The sequence below is a fragment of the Pseudomonas sp. S36 genome, assembly GCF_016647875.1.
In the GTDB taxonomy this organism is placed as follows: Bacteria; Pseudomonadota; Gammaproteobacteria; order Pseudomonadales; family Pseudomonadaceae; genus Aquipseudomonas; species Aquipseudomonas parafulva.
On record NZ_JACVVG010000072.1, the window covers coordinates 1 to 15993 of the forward strand.

At 60.0% G+C, this 15993-nt stretch carries 9 protein-coding genes; 6 read left to right on the top strand and 3 right to left on the bottom strand.

Annotation, left to right across the window (positions count from 1 at the left end):
- A partial coding sequence (locus IAE36_RS22695) for a retention module-containing protein (protein ID WP_201214882.1) occupies positions 1-3596 on the bottom strand: 3596 nt, incomplete at its 3' end.
- 946 nt (positions 3597-4542) lie between these two features.
- On the opposite strand from IAE36_RS22695, the gene IAE36_RS22700 reads away from it, so the two are divergent.
- Positions 4543-6699: a type I secretion system permease/ATPase gene (locus tag IAE36_RS22700; RefSeq protein WP_028633703.1), complete on the top strand. Its 2157-nt coding sequence runs from the start codon at positions 4543-4545 to the stop codon at positions 6697-6699.
- A 28-nt stretch (positions 6700-6727) separates the two neighbouring features.
- Complete coding sequence (locus tag IAE36_RS22705; protein WP_174435898.1) at positions 6728-8065, top strand: HlyD family type I secretion periplasmic adaptor subunit; 1338 nt, start codon at positions 6728-6730, stop codon at positions 8063-8065.
- A gap of 70 nt (positions 8066-8135) precedes the next feature.
- Here the strand turns inward: IAE36_RS22705 and lapD are convergent, their stop codons facing one another.
- Together lapD and lapG are read right to left on the bottom strand one after the other, a co-directional pair.
- Positions 8136-10082 carry a cyclic di-GMP receptor LapD gene (gene lapD / locus IAE36_RS22710; RefSeq protein ID WP_201214883.1) on the bottom strand — a complete coding sequence of 649 codons (1947 nt, stop codon included), beginning with the start codon at positions 10080-10082 and terminating at the stop codon, positions 8136-8138.
- 10 nt (positions 10083-10092) lie between these two features.
- Positions 10093-10869 carry a cysteine protease LapG gene (gene lapG, locus IAE36_RS22715; protein WP_236409227.1) on the bottom strand — a complete coding sequence of 259 codons (777 nt, stop codon included), beginning with the start codon at positions 10867-10869 and terminating at the stop codon, positions 10093-10095.
- 185 nt (positions 10870-11054) lie between these two features.
- Here lapG and IAE36_RS22720 point away from each other — a divergent pair, with 185 nt between their 5' ends.
- From IAE36_RS22720 to IAE36_RS22735, 4 genes are all read left to right on the top strand, one after another.
- The gene (locus IAE36_RS22720) at positions 11055-11750 is read left to right on the top strand and encodes a GntR family transcriptional regulator (RefSeq protein ID WP_028633707.1); all 696 of its coding nucleotides are present in this window, start codon (positions 11055-11057) and stop codon (positions 11748-11750) included.
- 96 nt (positions 11751-11846) lie between these two features.
- A complete protein-coding gene (locus tag IAE36_RS22725; RefSeq protein ID WP_201214884.1) occupies positions 11847-12347 on the top strand; it encodes a sigma-70 family RNA polymerase sigma factor in 501 nt (166 codons plus the stop codon).
- Entirely contained in the window at positions 12344-13312 is a 969-nt protein-coding gene (locus IAE36_RS22730) for a FecR domain-containing protein (protein WP_201214885.1), read from the top strand. Before IAE36_RS22725 ends, IAE36_RS22730 begins: the two co-directional genes overlap by 4 nt.
- A gap of 159 nt (positions 13313-13471) precedes the next feature.
- Positions 13472-15886 (top strand): TonB-dependent siderophore receptor, encoded by a 2415-nt coding sequence (locus tag IAE36_RS22735; protein WP_328822876.1) that lies wholly within the window; start codon positions 13472-13474, stop codon positions 15884-15886.
- The last annotated feature ends 107 nt before the right edge of the window (positions 15887-15993 follow it).

A 15993-nucleotide genomic window follows, 5' to 3' on the forward strand; every position in this document is an offset into this window, starting at 1 on the left:
TAAGTGATCACACCACCTTCAGTGACCGACGGGTTCGCCGTCAAGGTCGCGGTGGTGGTGTCGATCGAATCATTGATCGTGGTAACAGCTGGGGTTGGGTTAGGAGTCAGCTGTTCGAAGTTGCCGCCACTAGCGCTTTGGATCGTGACGCTAACGGTTGAGCCGTTGTTGTAGACGTCATTAGCCGGCGTCTGGAAGTCGATGCTGCCCTGAGTTTTACCCGCTTCAACTGTGATGACCTGGCCGTTCGACAGGGTCACAGTCACCGGCGTCTGAGCCGGGTTGGTCAGCGTCACGGTGTAAGTGATCACACCACCTTCGGTCACCGACGGATTCGCCGTCAGGGTCGCGGTGGTAGTGTCGATCGAATCATTGATCGTGGTGACGGCTGGAGCTGGGTTCGGGGTCAACTGCTCGAAGTTGCCGCCCGTGGCATTTTCAATCGTGACGCTAACGGTCGAACCGTTGTTGTACACGTCATTCGCCGGGGTTTGGAAATCAATACTGCCCTGGGTCTTGCCCGCCTCAACGGTGATGACCTGGCCATTGGACAGGGTCACGGTTACCGGCGTTTGCGCTGGGTTGGTGAGCGTCACGGTGTAGGTGATGACGCCACCTTCAGTGACCGACGGATTTGCCGTCAGTGTCGCAGTGGTGGTGTCGATCGAATCATTGATCGTGGTGACGGCTGGCGTCGGGTTAGGAGTCAGTTGCTCGAAGTTGCCGCCCGTGGCGTTCTGGATCGTGACACTAACGGTCGAACCGTTGTTGTACACATCGTTCGCCGGGGTTTGGAAATCAATACTGCCCTGGGTCTTGCCCGCCTCAACAGTGATGACCTGACCGTTGGACAGGGTCACCGTTACCGGCGTTTGAGCCGGGTTAGTCAGCGTCACGGTGTAGGTGATGACACCGCCTTCGGTGACCGATGGGTTCGCCGTCAGAGTCGCGGTGGTGGTGTCGATCGAATCATTGATGGTGGTGACGGCTGGAGCTGGGTTCGGGGTCAGCTGCTCAAAGTTGCCGCCAGTGGCGTTCTGGATGGTGACGCTAACGGTCGAACCGTTGTTGTACACGTCATTCGCCGGGGTCTGGAAATCAATGCTGCCCTGGGTCTTACCCGCCTCAACGGTGATGACCTGGCCGTTCGACAGGGTCACAGTGACCGGCGTTTGCGCTGGGTTGGTGAGCGTCACGGTGTAGGTGATCACACCGCCTTCGGTAACCGACGGATTTGCCGTCAGTGTCGCAGTGGTGGTGTCGATCGAATCATTGATCGTGGTGACGGCTGGCGTCGGGTTAGGAGTCAGTTGCTCGAAGTTGCCGCCCGTGGCGTTCTGGATCGTGACACTAACGGTCGAACCGTTGTTGTACACATCGTTCGCCGGGGTTTGGAAATCAATACTGCCCTGGGTCTTGCCCGCCTCAACAGTGATGACCTGACCGTTGGACAGGGTCACAGTGACCGGCGTTTGAGCCGGGTTGGTCAGCGTCACGGTGTAAGTGATCACGCCACCTTCGGTGACCGACGGATTCGCCGTGAGGGTCGCGGTTGTGGTATCGATCGAATCATTGATCGTCGTAACCGCTGGCGTCGGGTTAGGAGTCAGCTGTTCGAAGTTGCCGCCCGTGGCATTTTCAATCGTGACGCTAACGGTCGAACCGTTGTTGTAGACGTCATTGGCCGGCGTCTGGAAGTCGATGCTGCCCTGAGTCTTACCCGCGTCAACAGTAATGACCTGGCCGTTGGACAGGGTCACGGTAACCGGCGTCTGGGCCGGGTTGGTCAGCGTCACGGTGTAAGTGATGACACCGCCTTCGGTCACCGACGGATTCGCCGTCAGAGTCGCGGTGGTGGTGTCGATCGAATCATTGATCGTGGTGACCGCTGGCGTCGGGTTCGGGGTCAGCTGCTCGAAGTTACCGCCAGTAGCGCTCTGGATGGTGACGCTAACGGTCGAGCCGTTGTTGTAGACGTCGTTCGCTGGGGTTTGGAAATCAATGCTGCCCTGGGTCTTGCCCGCCTCAACAGTAATGACCTGGCCGTTGGACAGGGTCACGGTGACCGGCGTTTGAGCCGGGTTGGTCAGCGTCACGGTGTAAGTGATCACGCCACCTTCGGTGACCGACGGATTCGCCGTCAGGGTCGCGGTAGTGGTGTCGATCGAATCATTGATCGTCGTAACAGCTGGAGTTGGGTTAGGAGTCAGCTGCTCGAAGTTGCCGCCTGTAGCGTTCTGAATCGTGACGGAAACGGTCGAGCCGTTGTTGTAGACGTCGTTCGCCGGCGTCTGGAAGTCAATGCTGCCCTGAGTTTTGCCCGCTTCAACAGTAATGACCTGACCATTGGACAGAGTCACAGTGACCGGCGTTTGAGCCGGGTTGGTCAGCGTCACGGTGTAAGTGATCACGCCACCTTCGGTCACCGACGGGTTCGCCGTCAGAGTCGCGGTGGTGGTATCGATCGAATCGTTGATCGTGGTAACAGCCGGGTTCGTATTGGGCGTGAGTTGCTCGAAGTTACCACCCGTTGCACCCGTAATATTCACGCTGACGGTCGAACCGTTGTTGTAAACATCGTTCGGCGGCGTCTGGAAATCGACGCTAGCCTGGGTTTTGCCAGCCTCAACGGTAATCACCTGCCCGTTGGACAAGGTGACGGTCACCGGGGTCTGGCCTGGGTTGCTCAGCGTCACGGTGTAAGTGATCACACCGCCCTCGGTCACCGACGGGGTGGCTGTCAGCGTCGCGGTTGTGGTGTCGATGGTATCGGTAACCTGGGTTACCGCAGGGTCTTGCGGCAAGGTCACAATCAACCCGCCACCGCCGGTGGTACCGGTGACAACCGTAGAAATCTGACCGCCATCGACATAGGGCGTGTCATTCGGAGGGATCACAACATTGACACTGCCGGTTGTTTGCCCGGCAGGGATGACGATGACCGCGCCATTGGACAGGGTGACCACCAGGTCGCTATTGGGAGCCTGGCCAACGGTGGCGGTATAGACAATCACCCCGCCTGCTTCAGTAATGGAAGGCGTGGCGCCCAGCACCAGGTTAGTGGCGACATCCCCGGTCGTGCCGGGCGTGGTCGCACGGTTGTTGGCAGTGGTGTCCGCGCCACCGACATCCTGGCGATTGGCTTCAGCAGCGAAGCCAAGCCCCTCGGTGGGGAAGCCAACAGTCGGGTCAACGGTGCCTGCCGTCTCTTCCAACATGACGAAGCTGTGGCCACCGCCCGCTGCACCGCCACCGGCTGCCGTAGGGCCTGCCGCAGTGGCTTCCAGGTCGGTAGTGGGGTCGACACCCGCAGCGATCGCTTGTTGCAACTCTGCTACCGAAGGCGCGGCCTGCGCAGCGGCCTGGCCCAGGTCGGTGCTGCTATCAGGCGTGTCGGCACTCCACTGGCTGTCGCGGCCCAGGTCGAGCAGTCGGCCATCTGCCAGCTCAAGCGTTACTGCACCACCAGCGCCAGTGAGCACCTGCTCGCCGGCCAGCAGTCGATCCCCCTCGATCAGTACACGCCGGATGCCTTCTGGGGATACCGCAATAACCTGGCCGACAATACTTTTGACGATGGCTACAACGCTGCTCATTGGACTCTCCGTGTGACCCTTTAGGGGTACTTCCGTGCCAGAGCGGCAATCGTGGCCACCTGATCTGGAATGATGTCGATATTCACTTGACGTATTTTGACGTCAATATTTCGTCTATAACTGCCAGCGATTACACAACTGCCAAACTATTGACCTTATTATGGCCATCCTAAACAATCGGTTAGGTAATGTCACATTGATATTTTACCTTAGCCAAGCGTTTCTCAACGGCAACTGCCTTGGGTCACAAAAAACGGCTGCATCGCCCACCACACGGGGGTTTAGCGGCTTAGAAATCCGAGGATTAGCCACCGGCTTACCGTCCGTCGGGTTCCATCAGACCATAGGCGTCAATATAAGGTCATTTACGTTTATTCACCGGCTCAATATACGCACGGTAAGCACAAAGCTTGCCGATTCATCACCCAGTGGGCTGCAGCCCAACGCCACTTGTCGGCACGTAAACACGCTGCCGCAAATCAAACGAGCAGAGTGGAATCACGTATATAAGGTTGTCCAGGTGGGGTTGAGGCGCGTGATGATTATCGAATACAGGCTGGTACAGAGGCTGCATTTAATAGATGAATTTTGACTAATCGATTAACGAAAGGCGTCAGCAAACCAGCGCCTGTTAAATGACATCAGCTATTCTGGTCGCAAGCGATGTCGCCATGGCCTTTTGCTAGCTATGCTGACACCCGTGAACGACGTGCGAGTGCTTCAGAAATGAAACATTTCAGGGCCATCCGACGTCAGGTAGTTAAGTGAACGAGACAGCTGTTTACTCAAGATGGATTCAAAGCGACCATTGCCAAAATTTTGCCACGGCGATGAACATCGCCCGGCGCTGATACGCCGCAACACCACTGAACGCCAGGGTTGCCAGCCTGCAGCATTAAGGCAGCGCGCCCACCCCTACCCACCACAAGGATGAAGAGAGCGCCGCGTGGAATCCGAAGTCAGTCGAGTCGAACTCAACCACGATCCACGCAGCCAGCACGACGATCCCCTGCTGGATAGTCTGTTGAGCCTGTGTGTGTTGCACCAAAAGCCCGCCAGCCGCGTGATGTTGACCACGGGCCTGCCGTTGCCAGCGCAGCGGCTGAGCCCTGAACTGCTGCCCCGTGCGGCCGCCAGGGCTGGGCTGCAAGGGCGCCTGCTGCAGCGCAAGCTGGAGCAGATCCCGAGCATCGCCATGCCGGCCATGCTGTTGCTCAAAGGCGGGCGAAGCGCGGTTCTGCTTGGCTGGGAAAATGAAGACACTGCACGGCTGCTGCTTAGCGAAAGCGATGGCGGCGAGGTACACATCAGCCGCGAGAAACTCCAGGATGACTACAGTGGCCGGGTGTTCTTCGCCCAGCCGCAGCACAAATTTGACGTCAACCACGGCAACCTCATTCCGCGTGCGAAGTCCTGGTTCCGTGACACCCTGCTGCGCAGCAAATGGCTGTATATCGATGCTATCGCCGCCAGCCTGGTGATCAACTTGATTGCCCTGGCCGCTCCGCTGTTCGTGATGAACGTGTATGACCGGGTGGTCCCCAACCAGGCAACCTCAACGCTGTGGGTGCTGGCGATCGGGATCGCGGGCGCTTATGTGTTCGACCTGATCCTCAAAGGGCTGCGCGGGTTGTGCCTGGACCTGGCCGGCAAGAAGACCGACCTGATCATCTCTGCCACGCTGTTCGAGCGTATCGTCGGCATGTCGATGAAGTATCGCCCTGCCAGGGTCGGTAGTTTCGCCCAGAACATCCACGAGTTTCAGGGCCTGCGCGACTTCCTGGCATCGCTGACACTGACCAGCCTGATCGACCTGCCCTTCACGGTACTGATCCTGATCGTCATCGCCATCATCGGCGGCCATCTGGTGTGGATCCCGATCATCGCCTTCCCGTTGGCGCTGAGTATTGGCTATGCCCTGCAGCGCCCTTTGATGGCGACCATGGAGCGGACCATGGCACTGGCCTCCGAGCGCCAGTCAAGCCTGATCGAGACCCTCGCCGGCCTGGATGCGGTGAAGGTCAACAATGCCGAGAGCGAGCGCCAGTACATGTGGGAACAGACCCTCGGTACCCTCAGCCGCCTGGAGCTGCGCGTGAAGGTGCTGTCGAGCCTGGCTATGAACATCACCCTGTTGATTCAGCAACTGGCGGGTGTGGCGATGATCTGCGTGGGCGTCTACCTGATCATCGACGGCAACCTGAGCATGGGCGGCCTGGTGGCCTGCTACATGCTCAGCGGTCGCGCGCTGGGCCCGCTGGGCCAGCTGAACGGCCTGTTGGCACGTTACCAGCAGGCCAAGGTGACCATGGTTTCTACCGACCACATGATGGAATTGCCACAGGAGCGCAACTTCGAAGAGCGGCCCCTCAGCCGCAGAGTGCTGCAGGGTAGCGTCGAGTTTCGCGGGGTGGACTTCACCTACCCCAACCAGCAGAACATGGCGCTGAAGAACATCAACCTGACCATTCGGCCCGGCGAGAAGGTCGGCATCATTGGCCGCAGCGGCTCAGGCAAGAGCTCTTTGGCCAAGTTGATCGTGGGCCTTTACGAGGCTGATGGCGGCTCGCTGCTGGTAGATGGTGTAGACATCCGGCAGATCGACGTCAGCGAGTTGCGCCACAACATTGGTTATGTGCCGCAGGATATCCAACTGCTGGCGGGCACCCTGCGCGACAACCTGGTGAGTGGCGCGCGCTACATCGACGACGAGATGATCCTGCAGGCCGCCGAGCTGGCAGGCGTGCACGAGTTCGCGCGGCTGCACCCGGATGGTTATGAGCTGCAGGTAGGCGAACGTGGGCAGAACCTGTCCGGTGGCCAGCGGCAGAACGTGGCACTTGGCCGTGCGCTGCTGTTGAACCCGCAAATCCTGCTGCTGGACGAACCGACCAGCGCCATGGACAACACCGGTGAGGAGCGCCTCAAACAGCGCCTGCAGGCGGTGGTGGAAAGCAAGACGGTGCTGCTGGTGACTCACCGTGCATCACTGCTTTCGCTCGTGGATCGGCTGATCGTGATCGATCGCGGGCAGATTGTTGCCGACGGCCCGAAAGCCGCGGTCATGGACGCGCTGAAGAAGGGGCAGATCAGTGTTGCGTAAGCTGGATTTCGGGCAAATCAAGGAAGGCATGCGGCGTTACTTCAAGGGCAGTGACTCGCTGGGTGGGCAGCCACTTCCCGAGGTCAACAAGGCCCTCATCGAGGATGCCCCGCGGGTCGTCAGGTTGACCATATGGGGCGTGATCCTGTTCTTCGTGTTCTTGATCATCTGGGCCAGCGTGGCGCCTATTGATGAAGTAACCCGCGGCGAGGGCAAGGCGATCCCCTCCTCCAAGGTGCAGAAAATCCAGAACCTGGAAGGCGGCATCGTGGCGGAAATTTTTGCCAAGGAGGGCCAGATCGTCGAAGTTGGTCAGCCTTTGCTGCGCCTTGATGAAACACGCTTCGCCTCCAACGTGGGCGAAACCGAGGCCGATCGCCTGTCCATGGCCCTGCGTGTGCAGCGCCTGAGCGCTGAGGTGGACGACAAGCCACTGCAGATTGACGAGGAACTGCGCAAAGCCGCACCGAGCCAAGCGGCCAGTGAAGAGTCGCTGTATCAGAGCCGGCGCCAGCAGTTGCAGGACGAAATTGGCGGCCTGCAGCAGCAGTTGGTGCAGCGCCAGCAAGAGCTGCGCGAGTACAGCTCCAAGCGTGCCCAGTACGCCAACAGCCTTGAGCTGCTGCGCAAGGAAATCAGCATGTCGGAGCCCTTGGTGGCGACCGGGGCGATCTCCCAGGTAGAGGTGCTGCGCCTGCGCCGGGCGGAAGTGGAAAACCGCGGCCAGCTGGACTCCACCGCCCTGGCCATACCCCGTGCCGAGGCGGCCATCCGCGAAGTACAAAGCAAGATCGAGGAAACCCGTGGCAAGTTCCGCAGCGAGGCGCTTACCCAGCTTAACGAAGCGCGTACCGAGCTGAACAAGGCCACCGCCACCAGTAAGGCGCTGGATGACCGGGTGCACCGGACCATGGTCACCTCGCCGGTGCGCGGTATCGTCAAGCAATTGCTGGTGAACACTATCGGCGGTGTGATCCAGCCGGGCAGCGATATCATCGAGGTCGTGCCGCTGGACGACACGCTGGTGATCGAAGCGAAGATCCTACCCAAGGACATTGCCTTCCTGCACCCGGGCCAGGAAGCGACGGTCAAGTTCACCGCATACGACTACACTATCTACGGCGGGCTCAAGGCCAAGCTTGAGCAGATCAGCGCCGATACCATCACCGATGAAGACAAGAAGACCACCTACTACCTGATCAGGTTGCGCACCGATCGCAGCCACCTTGGCACCGACGAGAAACCGCTGCTGATCATCCCCGGTATGATTGCAACGGTGGATATCATGACCGGCAAGAAAACCATCATGAGCTACTTGCTCAAGCCCATCATGAAGGCCCGCTCGGAAGCGCTGCGCGAGCGCTGACAGGCTGTGAAAGGGCCGCATTGCGGCCCTTATGCGGCGCAAGGCCGCTGATGCACGTAATGGCTTGTACTTATCGCCAGGGGGCAGGTTCACCCACCAGTTGCCCCTGGATACCACCTACCCCCATTTCGCATAGCACGAGGCGCTCGCCTTCGGTTTCCACACGCTCGGCAATGAGCGGCAAGTCGATGCTGTGGGCAGCGCGCTGGATGGCTTCGATGAACAGGCGCTTGTGCTGCTCCTCATCGATATTGCGGATGTAGCTGCCGTCGATCTTCAGGTAAGCCAGCCCCAGGTGCGACAGGTTGCCGATCATGCTGAAGCGGCCGCCAAAGCGCTGCAGCGCCAGGCCGAAGCCCAGCCCGTGCAGGCGCCGCGTCAGCTGTTCCAGGGCAGGCTGGTCGGGTAACTGCTCTTCACCAATCTCGAACACCAGGCGCGGGCCCAGGGCTACGTTGTGGCCCAGTAATTCAAAAATGCGCTGCAATGCCTTGGGGTCGGCCAAGGTGGCGGCGGAAAGGTTCAGCGCCAGCACCTGATCATGCCCACGCAAGTGGGCCAGTACTTTTTCCAGCACCAGCAGGTCCAGGCGCGGCATCCAGCCAAAGCGCTCGAGCCAGGGCAGGAAGCGGCCGGCCGGCAGGGCCTCGCCTTCACGGTCTTTCAGGCGCGATATCACCTTGTGATGAAGCACGCGCTGCGCGGTGGCGCAATCCACCACAGGCTGGAAGAACAGGTCGAAATGGCCATTGCGGAACGCCTGGTCGAGGCGTTCATGCCAGTCGTGCTGGCTGTCTGCGGCAACAGCAGCCACCCCTTGCTCCAGGCACACCCAGCCAGGGGTTGGCTGGTTTTCTGCGCGGGCCAAGGCTTCGTCGGCGAGCTTGAGCAGCGCCTGCGGTGCGTCGCCGGGGGTGTAAGGCGCCAGGCCGATACAGGCCACGGGGTTGATGTCGCTGGCACCGGTTTCGTGCAGGCTCTGCAGGGTGCCTTCCAAGGCCTGGGCAAGCTGAATGGCCTCCTCATGCACCATGCCTGGGGCCAATACCGCGAACTCACCCCCGCGGCTGCGGGAGATCAGGTCGTTGGTTTCCGGGTAGCTGCCACAGGTGCGCCGCAGCTGCTCGCCCACAGCCTGCAGCAACTGGTCGGTACGTTGCCCGCCCAACCTCGCGTTCAGCCCGGCCAGGCCTTGCACACGCAACAACAGCAGGTAGCCTGCGCGGGCTTCCTCCAGGTTGCTGACCCGGGCGTTCAATTGCATCTCGAAGTAACGGCGGTTGGACAGCCCGGTGAGGGTGTCCTGATAGGACTCGGCACGCAGCCGCTCACTGCGCTCGGCCTGTTCGGTGAACAGGGCCTTGAGCTTCTCGACCATCTGGTTCATGGCCTGCACCACGCGGCGCAGCTCCGGTGTGCGTGGCAGCTCTTGCAGGCTCAGGAATTCACGGCGGGCAATGGCATGGGATTGTTCGACCATGTAGTCCAGCGGGCGCAACTGACGGCGTAGCAGCAGTGCGCCAAGCACGGCACTGGCAGCCCCGCACAGCAGCAACCAGCTCAGGCTGCCCAGGGCGCTTTGCCAGAGTTTGGCAATGGCGAACATCGGGTGGCTTATTACCTCCACCCGGGCCGCCTGTTGCCAGCCACGGCTGACGATGGCGTCGCCACCGGCAGCCTCCAGGCCTATCAAGTGCACAAACCAGCGCGGCACGCCGCCTGGGTCCGGCTCGGCATGACGCTCCACCAGTACGGCGTTGGAGGCCAGGTCGACGACCTTGATGCTTGCATAGTAGCCGCTGTCGAAGATCGAGCTGACCATCAACTCGGTCATGGCCGGGTCGTCGATGTTGGGCGTGAGCGACAATGCCAGGGCGGTCGCCGCATCCTGGGCGTGCGAGCGCAGCTGGTTGACGTACTGGCTGCGCGAGCTTTCCAGGCTGACCATGAAGCTGCCACTGAAGGCGACCACCAGGAACAGGCAAATAGCCAACAGCAATTGTTTGAACAGTGACATTTGTGCTCCTTCAGTAAACCGGTTCGGCCGGGAAGCCTTCGGCCTGCATTTTCTTCAACAGGTCTTGCCAGCGCGACAACCGCTTGGTATCGCCGACCTTCTTGTTACCAGCAGCCCCGGTGAGCCACAAGCCTTCACCATTGAAGGCGTAGACCGGCAACAGGTCTGGGCGCTGGCTAGCCGGCTTGATGGCGTCCATGAGGCTGTCCAGGACCAGAGGCTGGGCCTGGGGTGTCGAATAGTAAGTCAGTACCATGTGCGCGCGGTTCTGTCGCAGCGCCTTGACGTAGGTGATGCGCAGCTTTTCGCTGGGAATGCCCATACGCCGAAGGCTGAAATACTTGGCGATTGCGTAGTCCTCACAATCCCCGGCACCCTTGATCAGGGCCTGAACAGGGGTAGCCCAGTAATCGACCTCACCCCACAGGTCGATGTCCTCAACGTAACGCAGTTGCTGGTTGAAGAACCGGTTGACCACTTGCAGCCGCTCAAGCTCGCTGCCTTGTTTCTGGGTCGCCATCAGGTTCTGCCAGGCATCGATACGCGCTTTGCCGGCGCCGAGCGGGCCATAAAGGGCCTCGGACTTGCGGCTGATCTGTGCGAAGTCCCAATCGGCGTGCAGGCCGCCCAGCAGCATGCCGCCCAGCAACGCAGCCAGGGCGATACGGTGCAGCACGGTTTTGAGCATCGGGGAGATCGCCACAGCCAAGCCCTGTCCCGGCCAGTCGAAAGCTGCGATGGTGCGGCCTGTCAGCACAAAAGACAATGGCACATCGAAATCATCCATCCGCCTGTCAGCCAGGCTGCATTCTGGCCCTACATCTTCATTTGCATTACTTCCTTTGCAGGGCGACTTACTCCACCATAGCCGCGCTTTGGGCAGTGCGCTGATAGCCGCAGGTTTGACATGCCCACAAGCCGTAACTAGCTTCATTGGATCCAACTTTTTGTGAACGTTAAGGCAGGCGTTTTGTGGCCGAGAAAATAAAACTGAGCAACGTGCTGACCAGCGAACAGCTGTTGCCGCACCTGGCCCGTGGCGTAATCGAGGAACGTCTGCGCAGTGCCATTCTGGACGGCCGTTTGCCGCCCGGCACCGCGATCCGGCAGCAGGAGCTTGCAACCCTCTATGGCGTCAGCCGCATGCCGGTACGTGAGGCGCTGCGGCAGTTGGAAGCGCAGGCGCTGTTGAATGTGCAGATGCACAAGGGTGCCGTAGTTGCGCCGCTGATCGGCGAAGACGCGGTAGACGCCTATACCTTGCGCGTGCTGCTCGAGAGCGAGGCTTTGCGCCAGTCCATCCCGCTGCTTGAAGGCCAGGACATCGCCAATGCACGCCGCTATATCCAGCAGTTGGAGAACGAAACCCGGCATGCCGAGATCGCTCGCCTCAACCGCCTGCTGCACATGGTGCTGTATTGCCGCGCACCGAACCAGAAGCTGCTGCGCCTGATTGATAACGAACTGAACCAAGAGGAACGGTTTCTGCGGTTTCACCTGTCCTCCATGGGCCTGGGCAAACTGACGCAGGACGACCACACGGCACTGGTAGACGCCGCCAGCGCCAAGCGGGTCAACGAGGCTATTGCAGTACTGGAGCGCCACCTCAACGGCGCTGCAATTGCAATTCGCAGATACCTGGACAGCCAAAAGCTTCGCCAGGCGTGATCGCAGTGTTCCTATAGGCCGACAAGGTTGCAAAATGCGGCCACCAGCGGAACAATGAGACTCGTTATCATTAAAGCCTTTATGGCACCGCCGACAATGCCCAGCAACGACCCTGTCCAAGCCCTCTATCATGACCACCACGGCTGGTTGTATGGCTGGCTGCGCCATCACCTGGGGAGCGCGGCTGATGCTGCCGACCTGGCGCAGGACACCTTCGTGCGGCTGTTGCAGCGACGTGAGCACCTTCATCTGCAAAAACCCAGAGCGTTCTTGCGCACTGTTGCCCGCGGGCTGGTGATCGACCATTGGCGCCGAGAAGAATTGCACAAGGCCTATCTGGAGGCTTTGGCACATCTGCCGCAGGCTCACTCGCCCAGTGTCGAAACCCAGGAATTGCTGCTGGAGCTGCTCGAGCGAATTGCTGTCATGCTCGATGGCCTCAAGCCCAAGGTCCGTACAGCATTTCTGCTGGCCCAGTGCGAGGGCCTCAAGCACAAGGAGGTTGCGCAGCGGATGGGGCTTTCCGTGCGTACCGTGGAGCGTCATATCGCTGACGCGCTCTATCACTGCTACCTGTTGCGCTACGACGTGCAATGACCTGCCCTCCCCCAGATGCAAAAGCGGTGAGGCAAGCCATTACGTGGAGGGTCGCGCTGCGCGAGCATGGCAATGACACTGCCTTAGAGCAGCGCTGCATGCAATGGCGCAGTGCTTGCCCGAGCCACGAGTTGGCCTGGCAACGGGTTGTCCATCTCGATCAGGAACTGGACCTGCGGGCGGTCCCTGCTGCCGGTTTAGCACTGCGCACCTTGGAAACCAGTCACAAACGCCTTCAGCGCCGGCAGGCTTTGAAGCTGTTGGGCGGGCTTGCCATGGTGGGTTCGGCCGGCTGGCTGGCCAAAGACCTGGACCTTATCAGCCCATGGTCATCGGACTACGCGACCGCAACGGGCGAGCGTAGGCGCATCACCCTTGCCGACGGTACACGCCTGCAGCTCAACACCCGCAGTGCAGTAGATGTGGCGTTCAATGGCCAGCAACTGGTGGTGAAGTTGAGGCGCGGCGAGCTGATGCTCGATTGTCGGCAAACCCTGCACCCACAGTTGCCAGTACGCGTATATGCCAAGGACGCGCTGCTGCAGGCGTTCGATAGCCGCGTCGCGCTGCGCCTTGAGGGTGACTGCGCCCATGCCAGCTTCAGCCACGGCCGGCTGGCAGCCCAACACGCCGAGACGGGCGGCTGGCAATGGCTGGAGCCGGGCCAGGCCTGGCGGGTAACGCATGACGGCGCACAGCGAGAGCAGCCTGCCAGCATGGATGCACTGGCCTGGACCGAGGGATTGATCGTGACTCGGGACATGCGTCTGGCCGACTTTCTTGCGCAAGTCAGCCGCTACCGCCATGGCTATCTGACCTGCAGCGACAACATTGCAGACATGCGCTTGTCGGGTGTTTTCCGCCTCGATGACCCTGAGCAACTGGTGCGGCTGTTACCCCGCACGCTGCCAGTACAACTGCGCGAGCTCACGCGCTTGTGGATACGGGTGGAGCGCCTGAGTTAGGCAGCGCTTCTGGAAGATGGCGGGTTTTTTATTCTGGTCCGGCTAGGACATTGAGGCGCCCTCTGCCCTATTCAATTCACGGACTCATACATGCCTATCGCCACGAAGTACCCGCCGCTCTGCAACGCGAATGATTTTCGACCTGTCCTGCAATCAAAACTGGGTAGAGCCATACGCGCAGCCTTGTTCGGCACCGTCCTGGGCGTAGCGACCACGCCTATGCTGGCCGTAGCCGACGATACGCCAGTCGTTAACCAAACATACTCGATCGCACCCGGCCCACTCGATGAGTCACTCAACCAGTTCGCCAGGCAGGCTGGCATTACCCTGTCGAGCACACCGCAACTTACCCGCGGCTTGCAATCCAACGGCCTTAAAGGCCAGTACGGCACTGAACAAGCCTTGCGGCACCTCCTGGCAGGAAGCGGGCTGGTAGCCCTGAGCCAGAACGCACGCAATTACGTCTTGCAGGCACAGCCGCAAGAAGCCGCACTGGCGTTGCCCGATACCGATGTGCGCAGCTTCACCCTGGGTAATGCATTGGGCAGCATGGAGGGGTACAACGCCACGCATAGCCAGGTTGCCACCAAGAGCAGCATGCCGCTGGTGGAAACCTCCCAGTCAGTGTCGGTGGTCACCCGTCAGCAGATGGATGACCAGGGGGCACAGACCGTGGCCCAGGCCATGCGCTACACACCCGGTGTGCTAACCAACCCCTACGGGGCAACCCACCGCTACGACTACGTGGCCATGCGCGGCTTCAACGATGGCTCTGTGGATAACATCTACGTAGACGGCCTGAAGTCCATGGGCGACAACGGCACCTACAGCACCATGCAGGTAGACCCGTATTTTCTTGAGCGCATCGACATACTGAAGGGCCCGTCATCGGTACTGTATGGCCGCAGTTCGCCAGGTGGCCTGGTGGCGTTGACTACCAAGAAGCCTCTGTTCAGCCCCTACCGTCAGGTTCAGGCCTCCGTGGGTACTCAGGGGCAGCGTGGCATGGGGTTCGACTTCAGCGGGCCTGTGGATGACGACAAGCGCATTGCGTACCGCCTGACAGGCTTGGCAGACGGTTCAGACACTCAGTTCGATCACAACAAGGAAGAGCGCTACGCACTTGCACCATCGCTGAGCATGGACTTCACGGAAGACACCTCGCTGACCCTGCAGGCGTACCTTCAGCATGACCCCAGCGGGGGCTACCACGGCGGCAACCCGGCAGATGGCATGCTGCACAAGCGCAACGGCTTGCGCTTGTCGGACCACTTCTTCGAGGGTGAACCCAACATCGATCACTACGAACGCACACAGCAGTCGTTCAGTTATCAGTTCGAACATCGGTTCAATGACGTATTCACTGCACGGCAGAACTTCCGCTACCAGGATTCCGATGTCTCGATGGACCAGGTGTATTCGGCCGGTTGGGCAGGCAACGAGGGCACTGTACTGAACAGGGCCTACACCGGCGGCGACGAACGCCTGCATTCCTACATCATCGATAACATGGTGCAGGCAGAGGTGTTCACCGGGGCCGCCAAGCATACCTTCCTGTTGGGTACCGATTTTCAGCGTCGCAAGGCCGATGTGGCATGGCGCTATGGCTCGGTTGACCCACTGGATGCCAGTAACCCCCAGTATCGCAATGGCAACCTGCAGGTCCTAGGGGAGAACCGCTATCAACGGCGCTTGCAACAGACGGGTGTGTATTTGCAGGACCTGGTGGAACTGGATCAGTGGCGGTTTTCTCTCGGCCTGCGGCAGGACTGGGTAAAGGTATCCGAGCGTGATCGCGACAGGGATACCAAGGCCAATGATGCGCGTACCAAGTTCACTACCCGTGCAGGTGTTTTGTACCTGTTCGAAAACGGGATCGCGCCCTACCTGAGCTACTCGGAGTCATTCAACCCGAACACCGTGTCCGATCAACAAGGCAAGCCGCTGGCACCCACCGAAGGCACGCAGTGGGAAGCCGGTATCAAGTACCAGCCACCGGGCAGCGACAACTTGTTCACGGCCTCGTTGTTCCATATTGAACAGGAGAACCTGGCATCCAAGCAGCCCAATGAGGATTTCTATCGCCCCGTTGGCCAGGTGCGCTCCCAGGGGTTGGAACTGGAAGCTCATGTACAAGTGACCGACAGCCTGAAACTGCTGGGCGGGTACACTTTCACTGATATTGAATACACCAAGCAGATGCCTAGCCTGGTAAACGGCAACCTGGACAACAAAGGTAACTCACCCACCCAGGCGCCCAGGCAGATGGTGTCGCTGTGGGCTGACTACAACATGCGCCAAGGTGTGCTTGAGGGTGTGAGGCTGGGCGGGGGTGTACGTTACGTGGGATACAGCTGGGTCGATGCGGAAAACAGCATGAAAGTGCCGTCCTACACGCTGGTGGATGCTTCGCTGGGTTATGACCTCGGCAAAGTCGGGCTGAAGGGCGTGGATGTGAGGTTTCACGCCAACAACCTGACCAATCGGCGCTATATCACGTCCTGCGCAAGCCAGAACTACTGCTACATGGGTGAAGAGCGAAACGTGACGGCCACCGTCAGTTATCAGTTCTGAGCAGTCCCGGAAAAGACAAAGCCCCTGTCTGCATCGCAGACAGGGGCTTTGGGGTTTGAATCTTGACGATGACCTACTCTCACATGGGGAAACCCCACACTACCATC

Excerpts from the sequence above, each read along its gene's own strand:
- IAE36_RS22705 (WP_174435898.1), top strand. The coding sequence starts at position 6,728 with ATGCGGCGTTACTTCAAGGGCAGTGACTCGCTGGGTGGGCAGCCACTT.
- lapD (WP_201214883.1), bottom strand. The coding sequence starts at position 10,082 with ATGTCACTGTTCAAACAATTGCTGTTGGCTATTTGCCTGTTCCTGGTG.
- lapG (WP_236409227.1), bottom strand. The coding sequence starts at position 10,869 with ATGGATGATTTCGATGTGCCATTGTCTTTTGTGCTGACAGGCCGCACC.
- IAE36_RS22725 (WP_201214884.1), top strand. The coding sequence starts at position 11,847 with ATGCCCAGCAACGACCCTGTCCAAGCCCTCTATCATGACCACCACGGC.
- IAE36_RS22730 (WP_201214885.1), top strand. The coding sequence starts at position 12,344 with ATGACCTGCCCTCCCCCAGATGCAAAAGCGGTGAGGCAAGCCATTACG.